This window comes from Marinobacterium alkalitolerans, from assembly GCF_017776525.1.
GTDB lineage: Bacteria > Pseudomonadota > Gammaproteobacteria > Pseudomonadales > Balneatricaceae > Marinobacterium > Marinobacterium alkalitolerans.
The window spans coordinates 1-14717 of sequence record NZ_JACVEW010000006.1; the positions used below are offsets into that span (position 1 = coordinate 1).

Consider the following 14717-nt stretch of genomic DNA (forward strand, 5'->3'; position numbering starts at 1 on the left):
CTAGTTCCTTAGGGATTTCTACTGACTTACATATATCAGAGACAAACCAGCACGTACCAATCACGATTTGCAGCTTATTTAGCCACTGTTGCCTGATATACACCCAGCATTGTTTCGATACATGCATCCCATGAGTAGTGTTTGGCAACATGTGCCTGGGCTGCTACACCCATTCGGTTGCGCAGCTCAGCGTCCAGTACCAACTTCTCTAATGCAGCTGCAGCATTGCTAGGGCTCTCGCGTGGTACAACAAAACCAGTTTTGCCATCCACAGTCACTTCCGGCAAACCACCAGCATCAGACACCACCACAGGCCGTCCTGCCGCCCCCGCCTCAATAATAGCCACACCAAAGCTCTCGCTATCGAGACGGCTTAACGCTACATATATATCCAGCTTGGCTAGTTCTTGGGGGACCCTTGCGTGTGGTACATGTCCAACAAAATTGACACTTTCTGCAACACCTAAACGATGCGCCAGTCCCTGCAACTCGGCAGTTTGCTCGCCACCACCTACCAATCGCAGCTCCAGCTCAGGTGCTTCCAGTTCTGGTTTGCTTTTTAAAGACTTAAGCAATAACGCATAAGCCTGAATCAGCGTATCCACACCATATTTTGGCTTCATGGATTTGACTGTACCTATTACCAGCTTAGGCTTTTTTTCAGCCACCTCCGGCTTGAGGCCCTCATAAACATTCAAATCAACACCAAAGGGGGTGATAACAATATTCGTTAATTCGGGTGTTAGCGTCCGTGTCTCATCTGCCATGCAGTGGCTGGTGGAAGCAACTTGGTCTGCAGCACGCAGATTTTTTTTCACCAGCCACTTATGCACAGGTGATTTATGCGGGAAGTCGTACATATCGCTACCCCACACTGATAATACCCAAGGGTGATAGTCCACCAATCGTGCCGTCGTACCATAGCCACTGGCGTAGTGGGCATTAACAACATCAGGCTGGATAACCCTTAGCAATTTGCGCACCGCAGGTACCATAGTGAAGTAGCCCAAAACACCGCGAAATGGGAATAAATGAACCTTTACCCCCTTATCGAAGGGATCAACGGCCTGCTGCTTGGTAATGACATGCACTTCATGGCCTGCACCACTTAAGCCATTAGCCCAGCGGACCGTATGGATCGAGCTGGCGCCGGAGAGAAGAGCGATTTTCACTGAGTCAAATCCTTGATGACCTGTTCTGCTCTTGCTTGCCACGAATGTTGCGGAGCTACTTGCTTTAATTTCTCGTATATGGGGTTAAACAATACCGGGCGTTGGTGTAACGCCTCCAGTAACTTCATGACAGCGTTCATATTATAAGGCAACGACCAACCAATCCCCTGCTCCTTAACAAAACGCCCTGCCAATGTGCCTTCACTGGCAAGTATTGGTTTCTGAAAGCCCAGATATTCAAAAAGCTTCACGGGTGAAGCAAAATCCCAGTATTCCTGCGGTTTTACGAACAAAACCGCGATGTCACAGGCTTGCAGCTGTGCTTCCATTTCAATCCCTGAAAGATGCACTATCTTAATGTTGGGTGATAGTGCAGGGTATTCATGTTGAACTGACCGCCACTCCGCCTCACGGGTACAAAGCACAAGCTGAACATCAGGCAAGTTGAGTACGGCCTTGAACAATTCATGCATCTGGTAGTGACTAGACATGCCGCCAACATAGAAAAGCTTTAGGGGTCTAATGCCTAGATCTGAAACTGGCTGAGTAACAATATCCGGTGATACATGCCCGGGAGGCAAGGCGGCAAATAGGGAAGGGCTAACATGAGGCACATACGCACCCATTTTCAGCGATGGTAAGTAAAGTTTGCTCAAGGTTCTTTCGTAAACCCAAAGATCAAACCCATATGATACTTTAGCCACAGCTTTTTTTATTGGGTTGAGGCCTTTGGCATAGTTTTCAAAACGCCAATAAATATCTCGGTAAAATAGTCCAATCGGTATATTATTTTTTTTGCAAAAACTAAAAAAACCCCAGTCCAAAAAGGGATGTAAAGGTAGATGATGAGGGTCTGTTAACACTGTTGGCATAGTAGAAGATTCTGAATAACAAAAATCATATTTTTTCCCATTCTTAATCTTTTCATTAATTTCTAAAATGATTTTTTTTCGTTCTGATGAAAAACCAGTAACAAGGTCAACATCATGACCCAAGGCTATGAAAGCAGAAAGCATACGTGAAGGACGTATTCCAGATGCCGAACTTGATTTTGCGTCAAGCGGAAGTGGATGGTGATAAATTATTTTCAAATTTTACCTTTTTTATATAATATAAGTTTATATGGAATAAAAAGATAAATTTAAAGAATACGATAAAAAAGAAAGCGAAAATTTATAAAAATCGTTACGGTCGATTTAACACCTATAAATCTAATTTTTTAGTAGTACCTTTATTTTTCGTAAATCTTTATTAAAGCTAACCAGCGATGCAACAAGCAAAAAAAACCAAAACAACAACATTAAGGATTGAATATTGGAGCCATATAGTGTAAACACGCTGGCTCCAATCACTACGGCTGCTGAGTATCCGTAAAGCAGCAACCTTGGTATCGGTTTCCACAAATATATTGAAAACTCTGTACGCAGTATGAAAAAAATCCAAAACGAAATACAGGTGCTGACGGCGGCACCTGCTGCACCGTAGAGCGGGATCATCAGCCAGTTGCCCACAAGATTGACTGCAAAGGCAATCAAAGCGGCCAACATGGCAAAACTGCTCCGGCGTGAGATACCTATGCCCACTACGGTGGTTTCTGACAGCGTGTAGAGCAAGGGGGCGCCAAGGCAAGCCACAAGAACCCATTGCACTTCCACATAGCTTGCCGGTAAGAACAGATTGACAATCCAAGACAGCAGACCTGCCGCGCAGAACATCATTACAACCAAGCAAAGCATGTAACGGCTTACCTTGTGAACGTTATCCAGCCCTTCGCCGTTGCTGGCCCACTTGTAAACCGTGGGCGCCCAAACGGTGGAGAACACACTTTGCAGAATGGTTGCAGCCCCGGCAAAACTCACGGCTACTGAATAGATGGCAAGTTCTTCAAAGCTTGCCAGCGAGCGCAACAATACCTTATCAATAGCAGTCAACCCCCAGTAAGCAACACCACCCAATATCAATGGCAGGCCAAAACGCAGCATCTGTTTCAAATGCTGACGGTCAATTGTTGCTGTTATGCCGGCAATCCACTCCGTACGGGTATTGAACGCAAATACCATGCAGACAAAGACAAAGGCGGCTGTATTTGCGACCATCAGGTAGGTCAGGCTTGTATCAGCACCAAGCAAGACATAGCCACCGATGATGGCGAGTAATACCAGTTTGAACAGTAACTGGCTCATTGAGAATGCCAAGCCCTGCTCGTTCATCCGCAGCACCAATGACAGGAAGCGGGATATAAACGCCGCCAGCAAGACAGCCGCAATCAACAGGCTCAAGTGCCATTCGCCGCGCTCGAATAGCCATCCAGCAAGCATGCCACCGAATGACAATAAGACCAGTAGTGTCACAAACAGTATGGATAAACCCGGTAACATCGCACGTTTGAGTAGTGCCGGTTTATTGTATACCTCATGAAATTCACGCACATAGGCTTGGTCCAATCCAAGACTGAACAACAGTGTGCTAAAGCCGATAGTGACCTGCAGCATCGCCATTCGACCGACATCTTCCTGTGAAAAGAACCAGGTGATAATCGGCAGCGTGATAAGGCCCAGTAGTACGCTACTGATGGGGCCGATGGCGAAGGCGGCTACTTTACGAGGTGTCACACGTAAAACTCTTCAATGGCTGAGATCACATATGCTTGATCATCTTTGGGGAGTCCATACCACATAGGTAAGCGGATCAAGCGTTCACTTTCCATGGTTGTGTAACGATCCTCGCCCTGAAAACGTCCGAACCGTTTACCGGCTGCAGCCGTGTGCAGTGGGACGTAGTGGAAAACCGCTAATATATCTTTCACCTTGAAGTGCTCAAGCAATACATTACGCTCATATAGACCTGCTACTTTGAGATAGAACATGTGGGCGTTGTGTGTGCAGGCAGCGGGGATGGTCGGCAATTTGACTTTACCTACTGCTTGCAGTGGTTGTAGTGCACTGTAATACGCCCTCCAGCTTGCAAGTCGGTTTGTGTTAATTTCGTCCGCTCTTTCCAATTGCCCCCACAGGAACGCAGCCTGCAGTTCGCTCAGCAGATAGCTACTGCCGACATCGACCCATTGGTATTTATCTACCATTCCACGGAAGAACTGGCTACGGTTGGTGCCTTTTTCACGGATGATTTCAGCTCTTTCCTTGAATTGCTCATCGTTGACGATAAGCAACCCGCCTTCGCCACCGCTGGTATAGTTTTTGGTTTCGTGAAAGCTGAATGCGCCCATGTGACCGATGGTGCCCAGTGCTTGGCCTTTGTAGTAGCTCATCATACCCTGTGCCGCATCTTCGATCACAAAAAGCTGATATCGATTGGCGACCTCCATGATGGTATCCATTTCACAGGCAACACCTGCGTAATGGACGGCAACAATGGCACGTGTTTTGTCGGTAATGGCCGCTTCGATCAATTGCTCGTCAATGTTCATGGTGTCGGGGCGAATATCGACAAACACAATTTGCGCACCACGCAATACAAACGCATTCGCCGTGCTGGCAAAGGTATAGCTCGGCATGATCACTTCATCGCTGGGCTGAATATCAATCAGCAGAGCGGCCAGCTCCAATGCCGCCGTGCCAGACGGAGTGAGTAGTGCTTTTTTGCAGGGCAGGTGCTTTTCAAACCATGCTTGGCATTTTTGACCAAAAGGCCCATCCCCGGATAATTTTTGACTCTTTAGTGCTTGTAGAGTGTATTTTTCTTCGTTTCCCGTGATTGGGGGTTTATTAAATAAAATATTCAAGATTAGTTACCAAACTTAGTTCTGAATGGTATTTTTCCAACCAAGGAACAGCCATTTTCATCATAGAAAGAATTTAATTTAATAAGGCCATTTCCACAAATAACTACTGGTTTATTTTCATCCATGAACAATACTTTTCCCACATGTGATTTTCTATCTTCTACAACAACGTCTTCAATGATATTTACTTCTTCCACCCTTACAAAATTACTACCTATTTTTGTTTTTGCACCAGCATATGGATAACCTGTGGCATCCACAAACCGCTCAATTTTTTTTGAGCAATCATGCCAATTTATCAAATAGTCATCTTCATTACGCCATGGACTAAATGATGCCTCTAAATCATTTTGATTGTATTCAATTATTGGAAAACCTTTTATAAGGTCCGCACTTATTTTAAGTAACAATTCAGAATAAATTTTTGATATTTTTTTAATGGCATCTTGTATTTTTATTGGATAATTAACCTGCATTGATGCCTGTGCAATAATAGGGCCTGCATCATATTCAGAAGATGCTTTTATAACAGTTACACCAACTTCATCTTCACCATTGATAAGAGCATTTACTAATGGGGCGAAACCACGATACTTCGGCAAAAGCGAATCATGAAAAACAATAATTTTTTCCTGGCCCTCTATTATCCAGCGCCAACCTATTGCCACTATATAATCAACTTTTAAACCCACAGGATCTGAGCGATCGTAAAAATAAATTGATTGACGTTCGCATAAGGATTTTATATCGTCATAGTAATCATTCATCACGTTTAAATCGCGTGATGAACAGACATATGCCACATTTGAAAATCCAATAGCGTCAACAAAATCCTCTAAGCATTTATAACCCTTTTCACCTGAAAGATAGAATCCAAATTTTATCATCACTTGAAAATTTCTGAATACTGATGGCGTAACATAATGATGTTAAAATAATTCAGGCAAATTTTTGAATTACTTTTTGCATCTTTACTTAGGATGAATTTTTTATTAAATAAATTAAAATCTAAACATTTAATCCCCTTATCTTCAAAAAAAAACCACTGACTTACGTCAGACCGAAGATATACAGTTCTCCCCATACCCAACAAGGTTATTGTATTACCCATTGCTTGCTGGCGATTATGGTTGAAAATTGCAATATCGATAGTTTTAAGAAATTTCAGGTACTCATCAAACTCCATAAACGAAGTGATGGGTACAAAATTTTCACCAAACCACGCCTTTCCTGTTTCAATCACTTTTTTTGCGTATTCATGATTACCATAGGAAAGTGGTACAAAAATTTTTATCTCATCTTCTTTGTATGGCAACAGTTTTTCTAATGATTCTATGTGGTTATTGCTGGGGTCGGCCGAGTTGCCAACTAGTATGTTTATACCTAAATGTTCTTCCGAACCTGCTTGTGCTTCTTGAATCATGTCTGGATCAACCACATTACTAATGTACATCAAGCACTCATGGTATTCGCCCTTTGCTCCATACCATTGTCGAGCCAGTTCCACATCTCCGGGTATGTAAGTTACTAAGTGCCCCATATTCTTGATTACGGGGCGTCGAAGAAATTCTTTCACCTTCCACTTCCAATTTTTCTCACCAAGCTGGTAAACATAAAGGTCACCACCCCACATAACCCAATAGCACTTTTTGAGCAGCCAGGGCATAAGGAATAGAATCAGTATAACCCTAGGATTAAAAATTCCATGCAAGATAACCTTACTGGAGGTATTCAGTAAGTAAATAAGTTTTACAAATCCTATCATCTGACCGGTAATACTTTTTTTAACTTTATAGGCAGATTTATGTTGCTTAACCGGATAAAAATCAAAGTCACCATTAATCCAGAAAAAATGACCATCCAGCCCGAACTGCTTTTCTATAAAATCAATAAATGGCGGAATAAAATTATCCGCATTACATACATGTAGTATCTTTTTACTCACTACTCGCCCACCAGTCTCAGTAAATATTGTCCATAGCCATTTTTACTTAGTGCTGCTGCTTGAGTCTTGAGATTTTCTTTAGTTAACCAACCGTTATTGAATGCAATCTCTTCCAGACAGGCAACCTTCAATCCCTGCCTGTCTTCAATGATTTGTACAAACTGTGATGCCTCCAGCAGGCTTTCATGGGTGCCGGTATCCAACCAAGCAAAGCCTCGGCCCAGCAGTTCCACATTCAAATCACCACGTTCAAGGTAAGCCTGATTGACGCTGGTAATTTCCAGCTCACCACGGTGTGATGGTTTTACCTGCTTGGCGATTTCCACCACATCATTGTCGTAGAAATAAAGGCCGGTCACGGCATAGTTGGACTTGGGTTGCTCGGGCTTCTCTTCAATGGAGATAGCTTTGTTATTCTCATCAAAAGCGACAACGCCGAAGCGTTCCGGATCTTTTACTTGATAGCCGAATATGGTCGCGCCGGACGTGCGTGCAGCAGCCTGTTTCAGCTTGGGTGAGAACCCCTGGCCATAGAAGATGTTGTCGCCTAGCACCAGGCACACGCTGTCATCACCGATAAAGTCTTCACCGATGATAAAGGCCTGCGCCAAGCCATCAGGGCTGGGCTGTTCAGCGTGGCTGAGTTGAATGCCGAAGTTGCTGCCATCGCCCAGCAGTTTTTCAAAATTTGGTAGGTCCTCGGGGGTCGAGATGATCAGGATGTCACGGATACCGGCCAGCATCAGTACCGATAGCGGGTAATAGATCATCGGCTTGTCATAGATCGGCAGCAGCTGCTTAGACACACCCTTAGTGATTGGATACAAGCGGGTGCCACAGCCTCCGGCAAGGATAATGCCTTTCATGGTCTGTCCTTGTGATTGAATGTGTTGCAATCAGAGCTGCCCAAGCCACTCACGCTGGTAGGTGCCATCCTGCACACGACGACACCACTCCAGGTTATCGAGATACCACTGCACGGTTTTACGAATGCCGGACTCGAAGGTTTCTTCAGGATGCCAGCCCAGTTCGCGTTGGATTTTGCTTGCGTCAATCGCGTAGCGGCGGTCGTGGCCAGGGCGATCTTGTACGTTCGTGATCAGGTCACGGTAACAGGTGTCTTTCGGTGCCAGTACCTGCAAGATATCGCAGATGGTGTGGACTACTTCGATATTCTGCTTTTCGTTATGACCGCCGATATTGTATGTTTCGCCCACTTTACCCTTGGTGACGACCTTATACAGTGCGCGGGCGTGGTCCTCTACATAGAGCCAATCGCGAATCTGGTCGCCATTGCCGTAAACTGGCAGCGGCTTGCCTTCAATTGCGTTGAGGATCATTAACGGAACCAACTTTTCGGGGAAATGATACGGCCCGTAGTTGTTGGAGCAGTTGGTCACAAGGACCGGGACTCCATAGGTTCGCATCCAGGCGCGCACCAAGTGGTCTGAGCTGGCCTTGCTGGCCGAGTATGGGCTGCTGGGGGCGTAGGCGGTGGTTTCGGTAAATAAATGTTGGGTTACATCATCCGCTTCTGCCGGGTGCAACAGGTCGCCGTAGACTTCATCGGTGCTGATATGATGGAAGCGAAACGCTTGCTTGCGGGTGTCATCCAGTCCCTGCCAGTAGCAGCGTGCGACTTCCAGCAAGGTATAGGTACCGACAATGTTGGTTTCTATAAATGCAGCCGGACCATCGATCGAGCGGTCAACATGGCTTTCAGCCGCCAAGTGCATGATGGCATCTGGCTGGTGCTCAGCAAATACCCGCTCCAGCCCAGGACGGTTGCAGATATCCAGCTGCTCGAAGGCATAACGATCAGAGCCGTCAACTTCACGCAGGTTTTCAAGGTTGCCTGCGTAGGTGAGTTTATCGACGTTAACAACGCTATCCCACGTATTCCGAATAATATAGCGTATAACCGCTGAACCGATAAAGCCGGCGCCGCCGGTAACAAGGAGTTTCACAGTGTTAACTCCTCAACCACTTCTAGTTGCCCCTGCTCAGACAAATATGGATGCATCGGCAGGCTCATTACCTCTTCTGCGGCCTCATCACCCACTGTCAGCTGTGCCTTTACATCTGCCACTGCCGGTTGTTTATTCAGCGGTATGGGGTAATGCACCGCGGTCGGGATATCAGCCTCTTTCAGTTTTTGCTGTACCTGCCCGCGGTTTTGTACACGGATAGTGTATTGCGCCCAGGCAGAGATGTTATGAGCTTCTACGTAGGGTGTTGTGGTAATACCCGATTCATTCAACAAGCGAGTGTAGTTCTCAGCGACTTGGTTACGCAGTTCGATCTCTTCCGTGAATATTTCAAGTTTGGGCAGCAAGATAGCTGCTTGCAGCGTATCCAGCCGACTGTTAACACCTACCCGAACATGATGATAGCGGCGATCCTGGCCGTGGCGTGCAACCTGACGGATTACTTTGGCCAGTTCTTCATCATTGGTGAAGATGGCACCACCGTCACCGTAGCAGCCCAGTGGTTTGCTGGGGAAGAAGCTTGTGCATGCAATAGTGCTCAAGTTACAGGACTTGTTTCCTTTGTAACTCGCACCAAAACTCTGTGCAGCGTCTTCAATGACCGGTATGCCGTGCTTAGCGGCAATGGCGTTGATAGCATCAAAGTCAGCGCACTGGCCGTAGAGCGATACGGGAATTATTGCCTTAGTGCGTGGTGAAATAGCCGCCTCAAGAAGGCCAGGGTCGAGGTTGTAGGTTTGCGGGTCTATATCAACGTAAACCGGTTTAGCCCCAAGCACGGCTGGCGTTTCAGCGGTGGCAATGTAGCTGAAACCGGGCACAATAACCTCATCACCCAAGCCGACACCCAGTGCCATTTGGGCAATTTGAAGAGCATCGGTGCCGTTGGCACAGGTGATACAATATTTTGCACCGGTGAACTCAGCCAGCTTTTCTTCCAGCTCATGTACTTCCGGGCCCAAGATGTACTGGCCATGGGCCAGTACTCGTTGAATGGCGGCATCAACCTTGTCCTTGATGCGCGCCTGCTGTGCTGCAAGATCAATGAATTGCATGTCAGACTCTTGCTCAGGTTAGACGCCATCAACCACTTTAGCTTCCACTCGGGTAACCTGTTCACCGTTCAGCTGATAAATATCACCGGTATGGGGGCAAACGGCAGAACCTTCTCCTGTCAGTGGCAAGTCCAGCTGTTCTCCATAGGCACTCATCCATCCAGTCTGACGGGCAGGTACGCCGACCATCAAGGCATAGGCCGAGACATCCTTGTTGATAACTGCACCTGCGCCAATGAAAGCGTATTCGCCAATAGTAACCCCACAGATGATCGTGCAATTTGCCCCTAACGTTGCACCTTTTTTAACCAGCGTATCGCGATATTCGTTTTTGCGCTCAATCAGTGAACGTGGGTTATATACATTAGTGAATACCATGCTCGGGCCACAGAACACTCCCTCTTCCAGGTGCACATTGTCGTAAACAGAAACGTTATTCTGGATTTTGCAGTGGTCGCCAATAGTCACCTTGTTGCCGACAAAGACGTTTTGCCCAAGGGATACGTGCTTGCCAATTTTAGCCCCGCTACAGATGTGGACGAAGTGCCACACACGAGAGCCCTCACCGAGCTGAGCACCTTCATCAACAATAGCGCTTGGGTGAATCATGACACTCATGCGACTACCTGTTTCAGGAAGGGATGGTAATCGCCTCTCAGCCCCGCCGGACTGGCATCGCGAATCGTTGAAACGGTTTCAATGGCCGCGCGGTTTTCTTCCAGGCCAAAACCATTTCCTTTAAGGATCTCCTCATAGCTACGGGTATGTAGGTCGGTAAACCCTCCTGAAAACTCGATCTCTTCGCCTTCACAGGTGATGGAACGGTAGGTGCGCTGACCCGTTGCACGCAAATCGACTGGAACATCATTGATATCGATCGACAGGAACCAGCGGACACGCGCCTGTTCGTACTCAAGGTACCCGGCAGCCTTGGTGTCACTGCTGTAGTGCACCACATTCTGCTGCAGGTTGCCGAAAATGAAATGCAACATGTCATAGAAGTGAACACCAATATTGGTGGCAATTCCTCCTGATTTTTTGGAATCCCCCTTCCATGACTGTAGATACCAGCGCCCCCTGGAAGTTACGTAAGTCAAATCAACTTCATACTTGTGGTCTTGAGGGCCATTTCGCACCTTGTCACGCAGCTCAATAATCGAAGGATGTAACCGCAACTGCAGAATAGTATTTACCTGTCTGCCCGTATCGTGTTCGATCTCTTGTAACCCGTCGATATTCCAGGGGTTAAGCACCAAGGGCTTTTCACAGATAGCATGTGCACCGGAGCGCAGTGCAAAGCGCATATGTGAATCATGCAGATAGTTGGGCGAGCAAATGGCAACATAGTCTGCTTTTGAAGCATCGCCACTCCGTCGGAGCTTATCCAGGTGACGATCGAAACGTTCAAACTCGGTAAAGAAGTGAGCATCCGGGAAATAGCTGTCAATAATCCCAACTGAATCATTCACATCAAGTGCCGCGATCAACTCATGGCCTGTCTCTTTGATCGCCCTCATATGGCGGGGGGCGATGTAACCGGCAGCCCCTATAAGCGCAAACTTCTTCATTCTTTACTTCAACCTATAAAAGTGAGATCAAAAAACCACCGCACCCGATACACAGGCCTTCACTCCACCATCCGTACACGCTTCCAGTCATTATCTACCTGCGCCAATAATGCCGTGAGTGCGGGGCTCGAGTAGCGTACCGATTGATCCTGCCAGCGCTGTTGCACACTTATGTGCAAAACCGGTTCTATGTCACGTACCGCACGGCGGCGCAGCAGACGGTAGAAGCCTCTGTACTCATTGTGCAGCCGACCGGTGTGGTCAGGCGACAGGTCGTCCAAAAAATGTGGCATAAGCGCAAGGCCGCAGTTTTCTGCTTCGCGGGCCAACCACTGTCCGGCGTAATCACCCAATGAGCGGTCGGCATAGGCGCCTCCAATGTCAGAATGCACACCGGCAAACCAGACTTGCTGCAAATCGATACCGGCAGAGTCCGCCCACAAGGTGGGCTCAAAATCCTGGCGATTTTCATCGATAGATACCGCATGTCGGGCATGGCGAATGACATTGCCCGGCTCAGTATCGTGAAACAAATAACGCTCGCTACCCAGAGTTCCCAGAAACGGTGCCGGTATGCCCAGCGCTCCAACGGTGTCGAGCACACCGATAAAGTGCACCGTTGTCTGCTCCTCCATGGCATATTGCCGGCGAAAGGCTGCTGCACGACTACTGTTGGGGGCCGAGGTTTTGCCGCGACGCCGATAGAGTGCGTAGGCATCGGCAATATGGACTGCATGTTCAGAGCGTATGATACCGCAATTGCCAATCAGCCCCGCCAGGGAACGAACCGTATATGCACCACGACTGAATCCGAACAGGTAAAGCTGGTCGCCCACATCGTAGTTGTGAACCAGAAAGCGATAGCAATCGAGTATGTTTTTGTCGATGCCCTTGCCTGTAATACCGCTCGTCACTGCATCACCATCAGCCCCAACGCCCCAGTCGTAAAATACGATCTGCTTATCCCCACTGCCATCTTCAGGTGCAATGCTCCTGGCAATTCGCAAGATGTGAGTGGCGGTATCGGAGACTGGCGATTGCCAGGTGCCATCGGCACAGATAATGATTTTTTTCATGAGACTCCTTCCTTGGAGATTAACCGGTGTTGATCGTGCAGCACCTAAATTGGGGTCAGTAAATTGGGGTCAGAGTAGAGTTCCTTTTTGTGAGACTAAGCCACCTTTTTTGAGTGTGTGTACTCATACAACCTGGCTGGTGACAGTTCCAACCCATTTGGCCAGCACAAGGCACCGCAATCGATAAAAAGTCTTTGTGCGTAGGCTGTATCATGCAGTGGCTGCAACAGTGGGCCTTCATGCTCTGACAGGTACTTCTGCAGATCGAAAATAGCAGTTGAGCCATCAGAGAACTCAAGTGTGATCGATGACGGACTTGTATAATCAACATTGAGAATTTTAATCATGATCTGCGCCTATAATGCGTTCAAGAGGTTCAAAGTGCTGTGCCTTCTCCCAGTTCAAAAACAATTCTTGCTGATGGTAAATGCACTACTCCTTGACTATAGCAGCAACCTTGTTCGGTAACTTACCCTGTTGCACCTCACCCGTACGTATAGCGACCAGTGCCTCATAACCTTGGTATTCGACATGAATATGAGGTGGTGTATGATCATCGTGCCACATTCGCACTACGATCCCGAAGAGCACTGAGAGTATCGGCATTCCATTGCGCCCTTATCAGGTTTTGAATTCAGTACCCGCTGAGCAAACATCCTGCAACCTTTCTTTCAACGCCTGCTTGGAAACTTGCCCCCGGTGCACCAGCCGTATCTCCTGCGGCTTGTGCTTCATGCCCCTGACGAAATCAGCCAGCCCCTGCTGATCGGCGTGGGCGGAGTAGCCGCCGATGGTTTCGACGCGGGCTCGGATGGTATAGCGTTCCTTATCGAGTTCAACCCAGCCATGTTGCGGGCCGTATTGCTGTATCTCCCGCCCCGGCGTGCCTTCGGCCTGGTAGCCGACAAAGAGCACATCATGCCGTTCGTCACCCAGCATCGCCTTGAGGTAGTTGACGATGCGCCCTGCGTTACACATGCCGCTGCCGGCGATGACGATGGCCGGGCGGCCTGACTGGGCCAGGTGGTGCACCATTTTCAGATGGTCATGGTGGCTGTCCACTGTCAGCAGATTGTCAAAGGCCAGTGGGTGACGGCCCTGTTTCAGCAGGCCATGAGCTTCTTCATCCCAGAAGGGTTTCAGCTCGCGGTAGGCTGCGGTGAATTTTGATGCCAGGGGGGAGTCCAGTATTACCGGCAGATCACCGTTAATCAGCTCTTCCAGTTCGTACAGCAGTTCCTGCGTGCGCCCGATGCTGAAAGCCGGGATCAGGACAGTGCCGTTGTTCTGTAGCGCCCGATCGATGGCTGCTTTGAGTCGGTGCTTTCGTGTTGCACGGTCTTCGTGGTTGCGGTCGCCGTAGGTGCTTTCCAGCACCAGTATGTCAGCTTTTTCCGGTGGTTCCGGTGCCGGCAGCAGCGGTGTATGCCTCGCCCCCAGGTCGCCGGAGAATACGATTCGAGTATTGTACCCTTCGCAGAGCGAACGCCCACCAGGGCTGCTTACATCCACCTCGACATAGGCTGAGCCCAGTATATGCCCTGCGCGCTGCAGTCTTATCCGAACGTTGTGCGCCTGTGAGTCGACCAGCGTAAACCACTCTTTGTATGGCAGCGCAATGATGCGTGATTCGATCTGTTTCAGGTAACGTTCAACAACAGCTTTGTCCCGGCTAATGCCTAGCTTGAACGCATCTTCCAGCACCAGCGGCAGCAGTGTGGCAGATGGCTGTGAGCAGATGATGGGGCCATCAAACCCGGCGGCCAGCAGCCAGGGGATGCGCCCCACATGGTCGATATGAACATGGGTCGCAATCAGCGCCTGCACACTGCCAATATCGAATTCAATATCGTGGCGTTCGCGGCTATTACCTGTTTCTTTCCCCTGAAACAGCCCACAATCAATCAGCAGACTGGTGTGTTCATCTATGTGTAGCTGATGGCATGAGCCGGTGACGCCATTGTGGGCGCCATGGTGGTCGATCTGCATGCTGGCATATCCTTTTGCCTGAAGCCGGGAGTTCTATATTCAGTTATCAGCAGGCACGCTACCGCCCAAAGGTTATCGTTCGGGTAATCCTCAACACCCACAGCAACACCCGGACAGCACATCGGGCGTGCGACAGCCTTTTATACAGGGAGCCGGTCAGTCTGGCTGACAACTAAGGCATT

At 48.2% G+C, this 14717-nt stretch carries 15 protein-coding genes; all 15 read right to left on the bottom strand.

The window, feature by feature from the left end; genetic code table 11:
* Window positions 1-74: 74 nt before the first annotated feature.
* Window positions 75-1172: a glycosyltransferase gene (locus tag H9C73_RS16320; protein WP_209286710.1), complete on the bottom strand. Its 1098-nt coding sequence runs from the start codon at window positions 1170-1172 to the stop codon at window positions 75-77.
* On the bottom strand, window positions 1169-2263 hold the full coding sequence (locus tag H9C73_RS05035) for a glycosyltransferase family protein (protein ID WP_209286711.1): 1095 nt from the start codon (window positions 2261-2263) through the stop codon (window positions 1169-1171). The genes H9C73_RS16320 and H9C73_RS05035 overlap by 4 nt, the downstream gene beginning before the upstream one ends.
* 120 nt (window positions 2264-2383) lie before the next feature.
* Entirely contained in the window at window positions 2384-3784 is a 1401-nt protein-coding gene (locus H9C73_RS16325) for a lipopolysaccharide biosynthesis protein (protein WP_328797940.1), read from the bottom strand.
* Window positions 3781-4914, bottom strand: coding sequence for a dTDP-4-amino-4,6-dideoxygalactose transaminase (rffA, locus tag H9C73_RS05045; protein WP_209286712.1), 1134 nt, complete (start codon window positions 4912-4914; stop codon window positions 3781-3783). Before rffA ends, H9C73_RS16325 begins: the two co-directional genes overlap by 4 nt.
* 2 nt (window positions 4915-4916) lie before the next feature.
* Window positions 4917-5801, bottom strand: a complete 885-nt coding sequence (locus H9C73_RS05050; RefSeq protein WP_236014101.1) for a methionyl-tRNA formyltransferase — start codon at window positions 5799-5801, stop codon at window positions 4917-4919.
* Window positions 5801-6859, bottom strand: a complete 1059-nt coding sequence (locus H9C73_RS05055; RefSeq protein ID WP_209286714.1) for a TDP-N-acetylfucosamine:lipid II N-acetylfucosaminyltransferase — start codon at window positions 6857-6859, stop codon at window positions 5801-5803. The genes H9C73_RS05050 and H9C73_RS05055 overlap by 1 nt, the downstream gene beginning before the upstream one ends.
* Complete coding sequence (rfbA, locus tag H9C73_RS05060; protein WP_209286715.1) at window positions 6859-7725, bottom strand: glucose-1-phosphate thymidylyltransferase RfbA; 867 nt, start codon at window positions 7723-7725, stop codon at window positions 6859-6861. The genes H9C73_RS05055 and rfbA overlap by 1 nt, the downstream gene beginning before the upstream one ends.
* Before the next feature lie 30 nt (window positions 7726-7755).
* The gene (gene rfbB, locus H9C73_RS05065; RefSeq protein WP_209286716.1) at window positions 7756-8826 is read right to left on the bottom strand and encodes a dTDP-glucose 4,6-dehydratase; all 1071 of its coding nucleotides are present in this window, start codon (window positions 8824-8826) and stop codon (window positions 7756-7758) included.
* Complete coding sequence (locus H9C73_RS05070; RefSeq protein WP_209286717.1) at window positions 8823-9902, bottom strand: DegT/DnrJ/EryC1/StrS family aminotransferase; 1080 nt, start codon at window positions 9900-9902, stop codon at window positions 8823-8825. The genes rfbB and H9C73_RS05070 overlap by 4 nt, the downstream gene beginning before the upstream one ends.
* An 18-nt stretch (window positions 9903-9920) precedes the next feature.
* Window positions 9921-10520, bottom strand: a complete 600-nt coding sequence (locus H9C73_RS05075; RefSeq protein ID WP_209286718.1) for an acyltransferase — start codon at window positions 10518-10520, stop codon at window positions 9921-9923.
* Complete coding sequence (locus tag H9C73_RS05080; protein ID WP_209286719.1) at window positions 10517-11470, bottom strand: Gfo/Idh/MocA family protein; 954 nt, start codon at window positions 11468-11470, stop codon at window positions 10517-10519. The genes H9C73_RS05075 and H9C73_RS05080 overlap by 4 nt, the downstream gene beginning before the upstream one ends.
* Before the next feature lie 59 nt (window positions 11471-11529).
* The gene (locus H9C73_RS05085) at window positions 11530-12546 is read right to left on the bottom strand and encodes a DUF2235 domain-containing protein (RefSeq protein ID WP_209286720.1); all 1017 of its coding nucleotides are present in this window, start codon (window positions 12544-12546) and stop codon (window positions 11530-11532) included.
* 95 nt (window positions 12547-12641) lie between these two features.
* Window positions 12642-12893 carry a DUF2442 domain-containing protein gene (locus H9C73_RS16425; protein ID WP_209286721.1) on the bottom strand — a complete coding sequence of 84 codons (252 nt, stop codon included), beginning with the start codon at window positions 12891-12893 and terminating at the stop codon, window positions 12642-12644.
* An 85-nt stretch (window positions 12894-12978) separates the two neighbouring features.
* On the bottom strand, window positions 12979-13152 hold the full coding sequence (locus H9C73_RS16430) for a DUF4160 domain-containing protein (protein WP_407944006.1): 174 nt from the start codon (window positions 13150-13152) through the stop codon (window positions 12979-12981).
* Between the two features lie 15 nt (window positions 13153-13167).
* Window positions 13168-14535, bottom strand: a complete 1368-nt coding sequence (locus H9C73_RS05100) for an MBL fold metallo-hydrolase RNA specificity domain-containing protein (protein WP_209286723.1) — start codon at window positions 14533-14535, stop codon at window positions 13168-13170.
* Window positions 14536-14717 lie beyond the last annotated feature (182 nt).

What these genes read in the sequence shown, in the direction of transcription:
- H9C73_RS05050 (WP_236014101.1), bottom strand. Translation starts at nt 5,801, where the DNA reads ATGATAAAATTTGGATTCTATCTTTCAGGTGAAAAGGGTTATAAATGC.
- rfbA (WP_209286715.1), bottom strand. Translation starts at nt 7,725, where the DNA reads ATGAAAGGCATTATCCTTGCCGGAGGCTGTGGCACCCGCTTGTATCCA.
- H9C73_RS05070 (WP_209286717.1), bottom strand. Translation starts at nt 9,902, where the DNA reads ATGCAATTCATTGATCTTGCAGCACAGCAGGCGCGCATCAAGGACAAG.
- H9C73_RS05075 (WP_209286718.1), bottom strand. Translation starts at nt 10,520, where the DNA reads ATGAGTGTCATGATTCACCCAAGCGCTATTGTTGATGAAGGTGCTCAG.
- H9C73_RS05080 (WP_209286719.1), bottom strand. Translation starts at nt 11,470, where the DNA reads ATGAAGAAGTTTGCGCTTATAGGGGCTGCCGGTTACATCGCCCCCCGC.
- H9C73_RS05085 (WP_209286720.1), bottom strand. Translation starts at nt 12,546, where the DNA reads ATGAAAAAAATCATTATCTGTGCCGATGGCACCTGGCAATCGCCAGTC.
- H9C73_RS16425 (WP_209286721.1), bottom strand. Translation starts at nt 12,893, where the DNA reads ATGATTAAAATTCTCAATGTTGATTATACAAGTCCGTCATCGATCACA.
- H9C73_RS16430 (WP_407944006.1), bottom strand. Translation starts at nt 13,152, where the DNA reads ATGCCGATACTCTCAGTGCTCTTCGGGATCGTAGTGCGAATGTGGCAC.
- H9C73_RS05100 (WP_209286723.1), bottom strand. Translation starts at nt 14,535, where the DNA reads ATGCAGATCGACCACCATGGCGCCCACAATGGCGTCACCGGCTCATGC.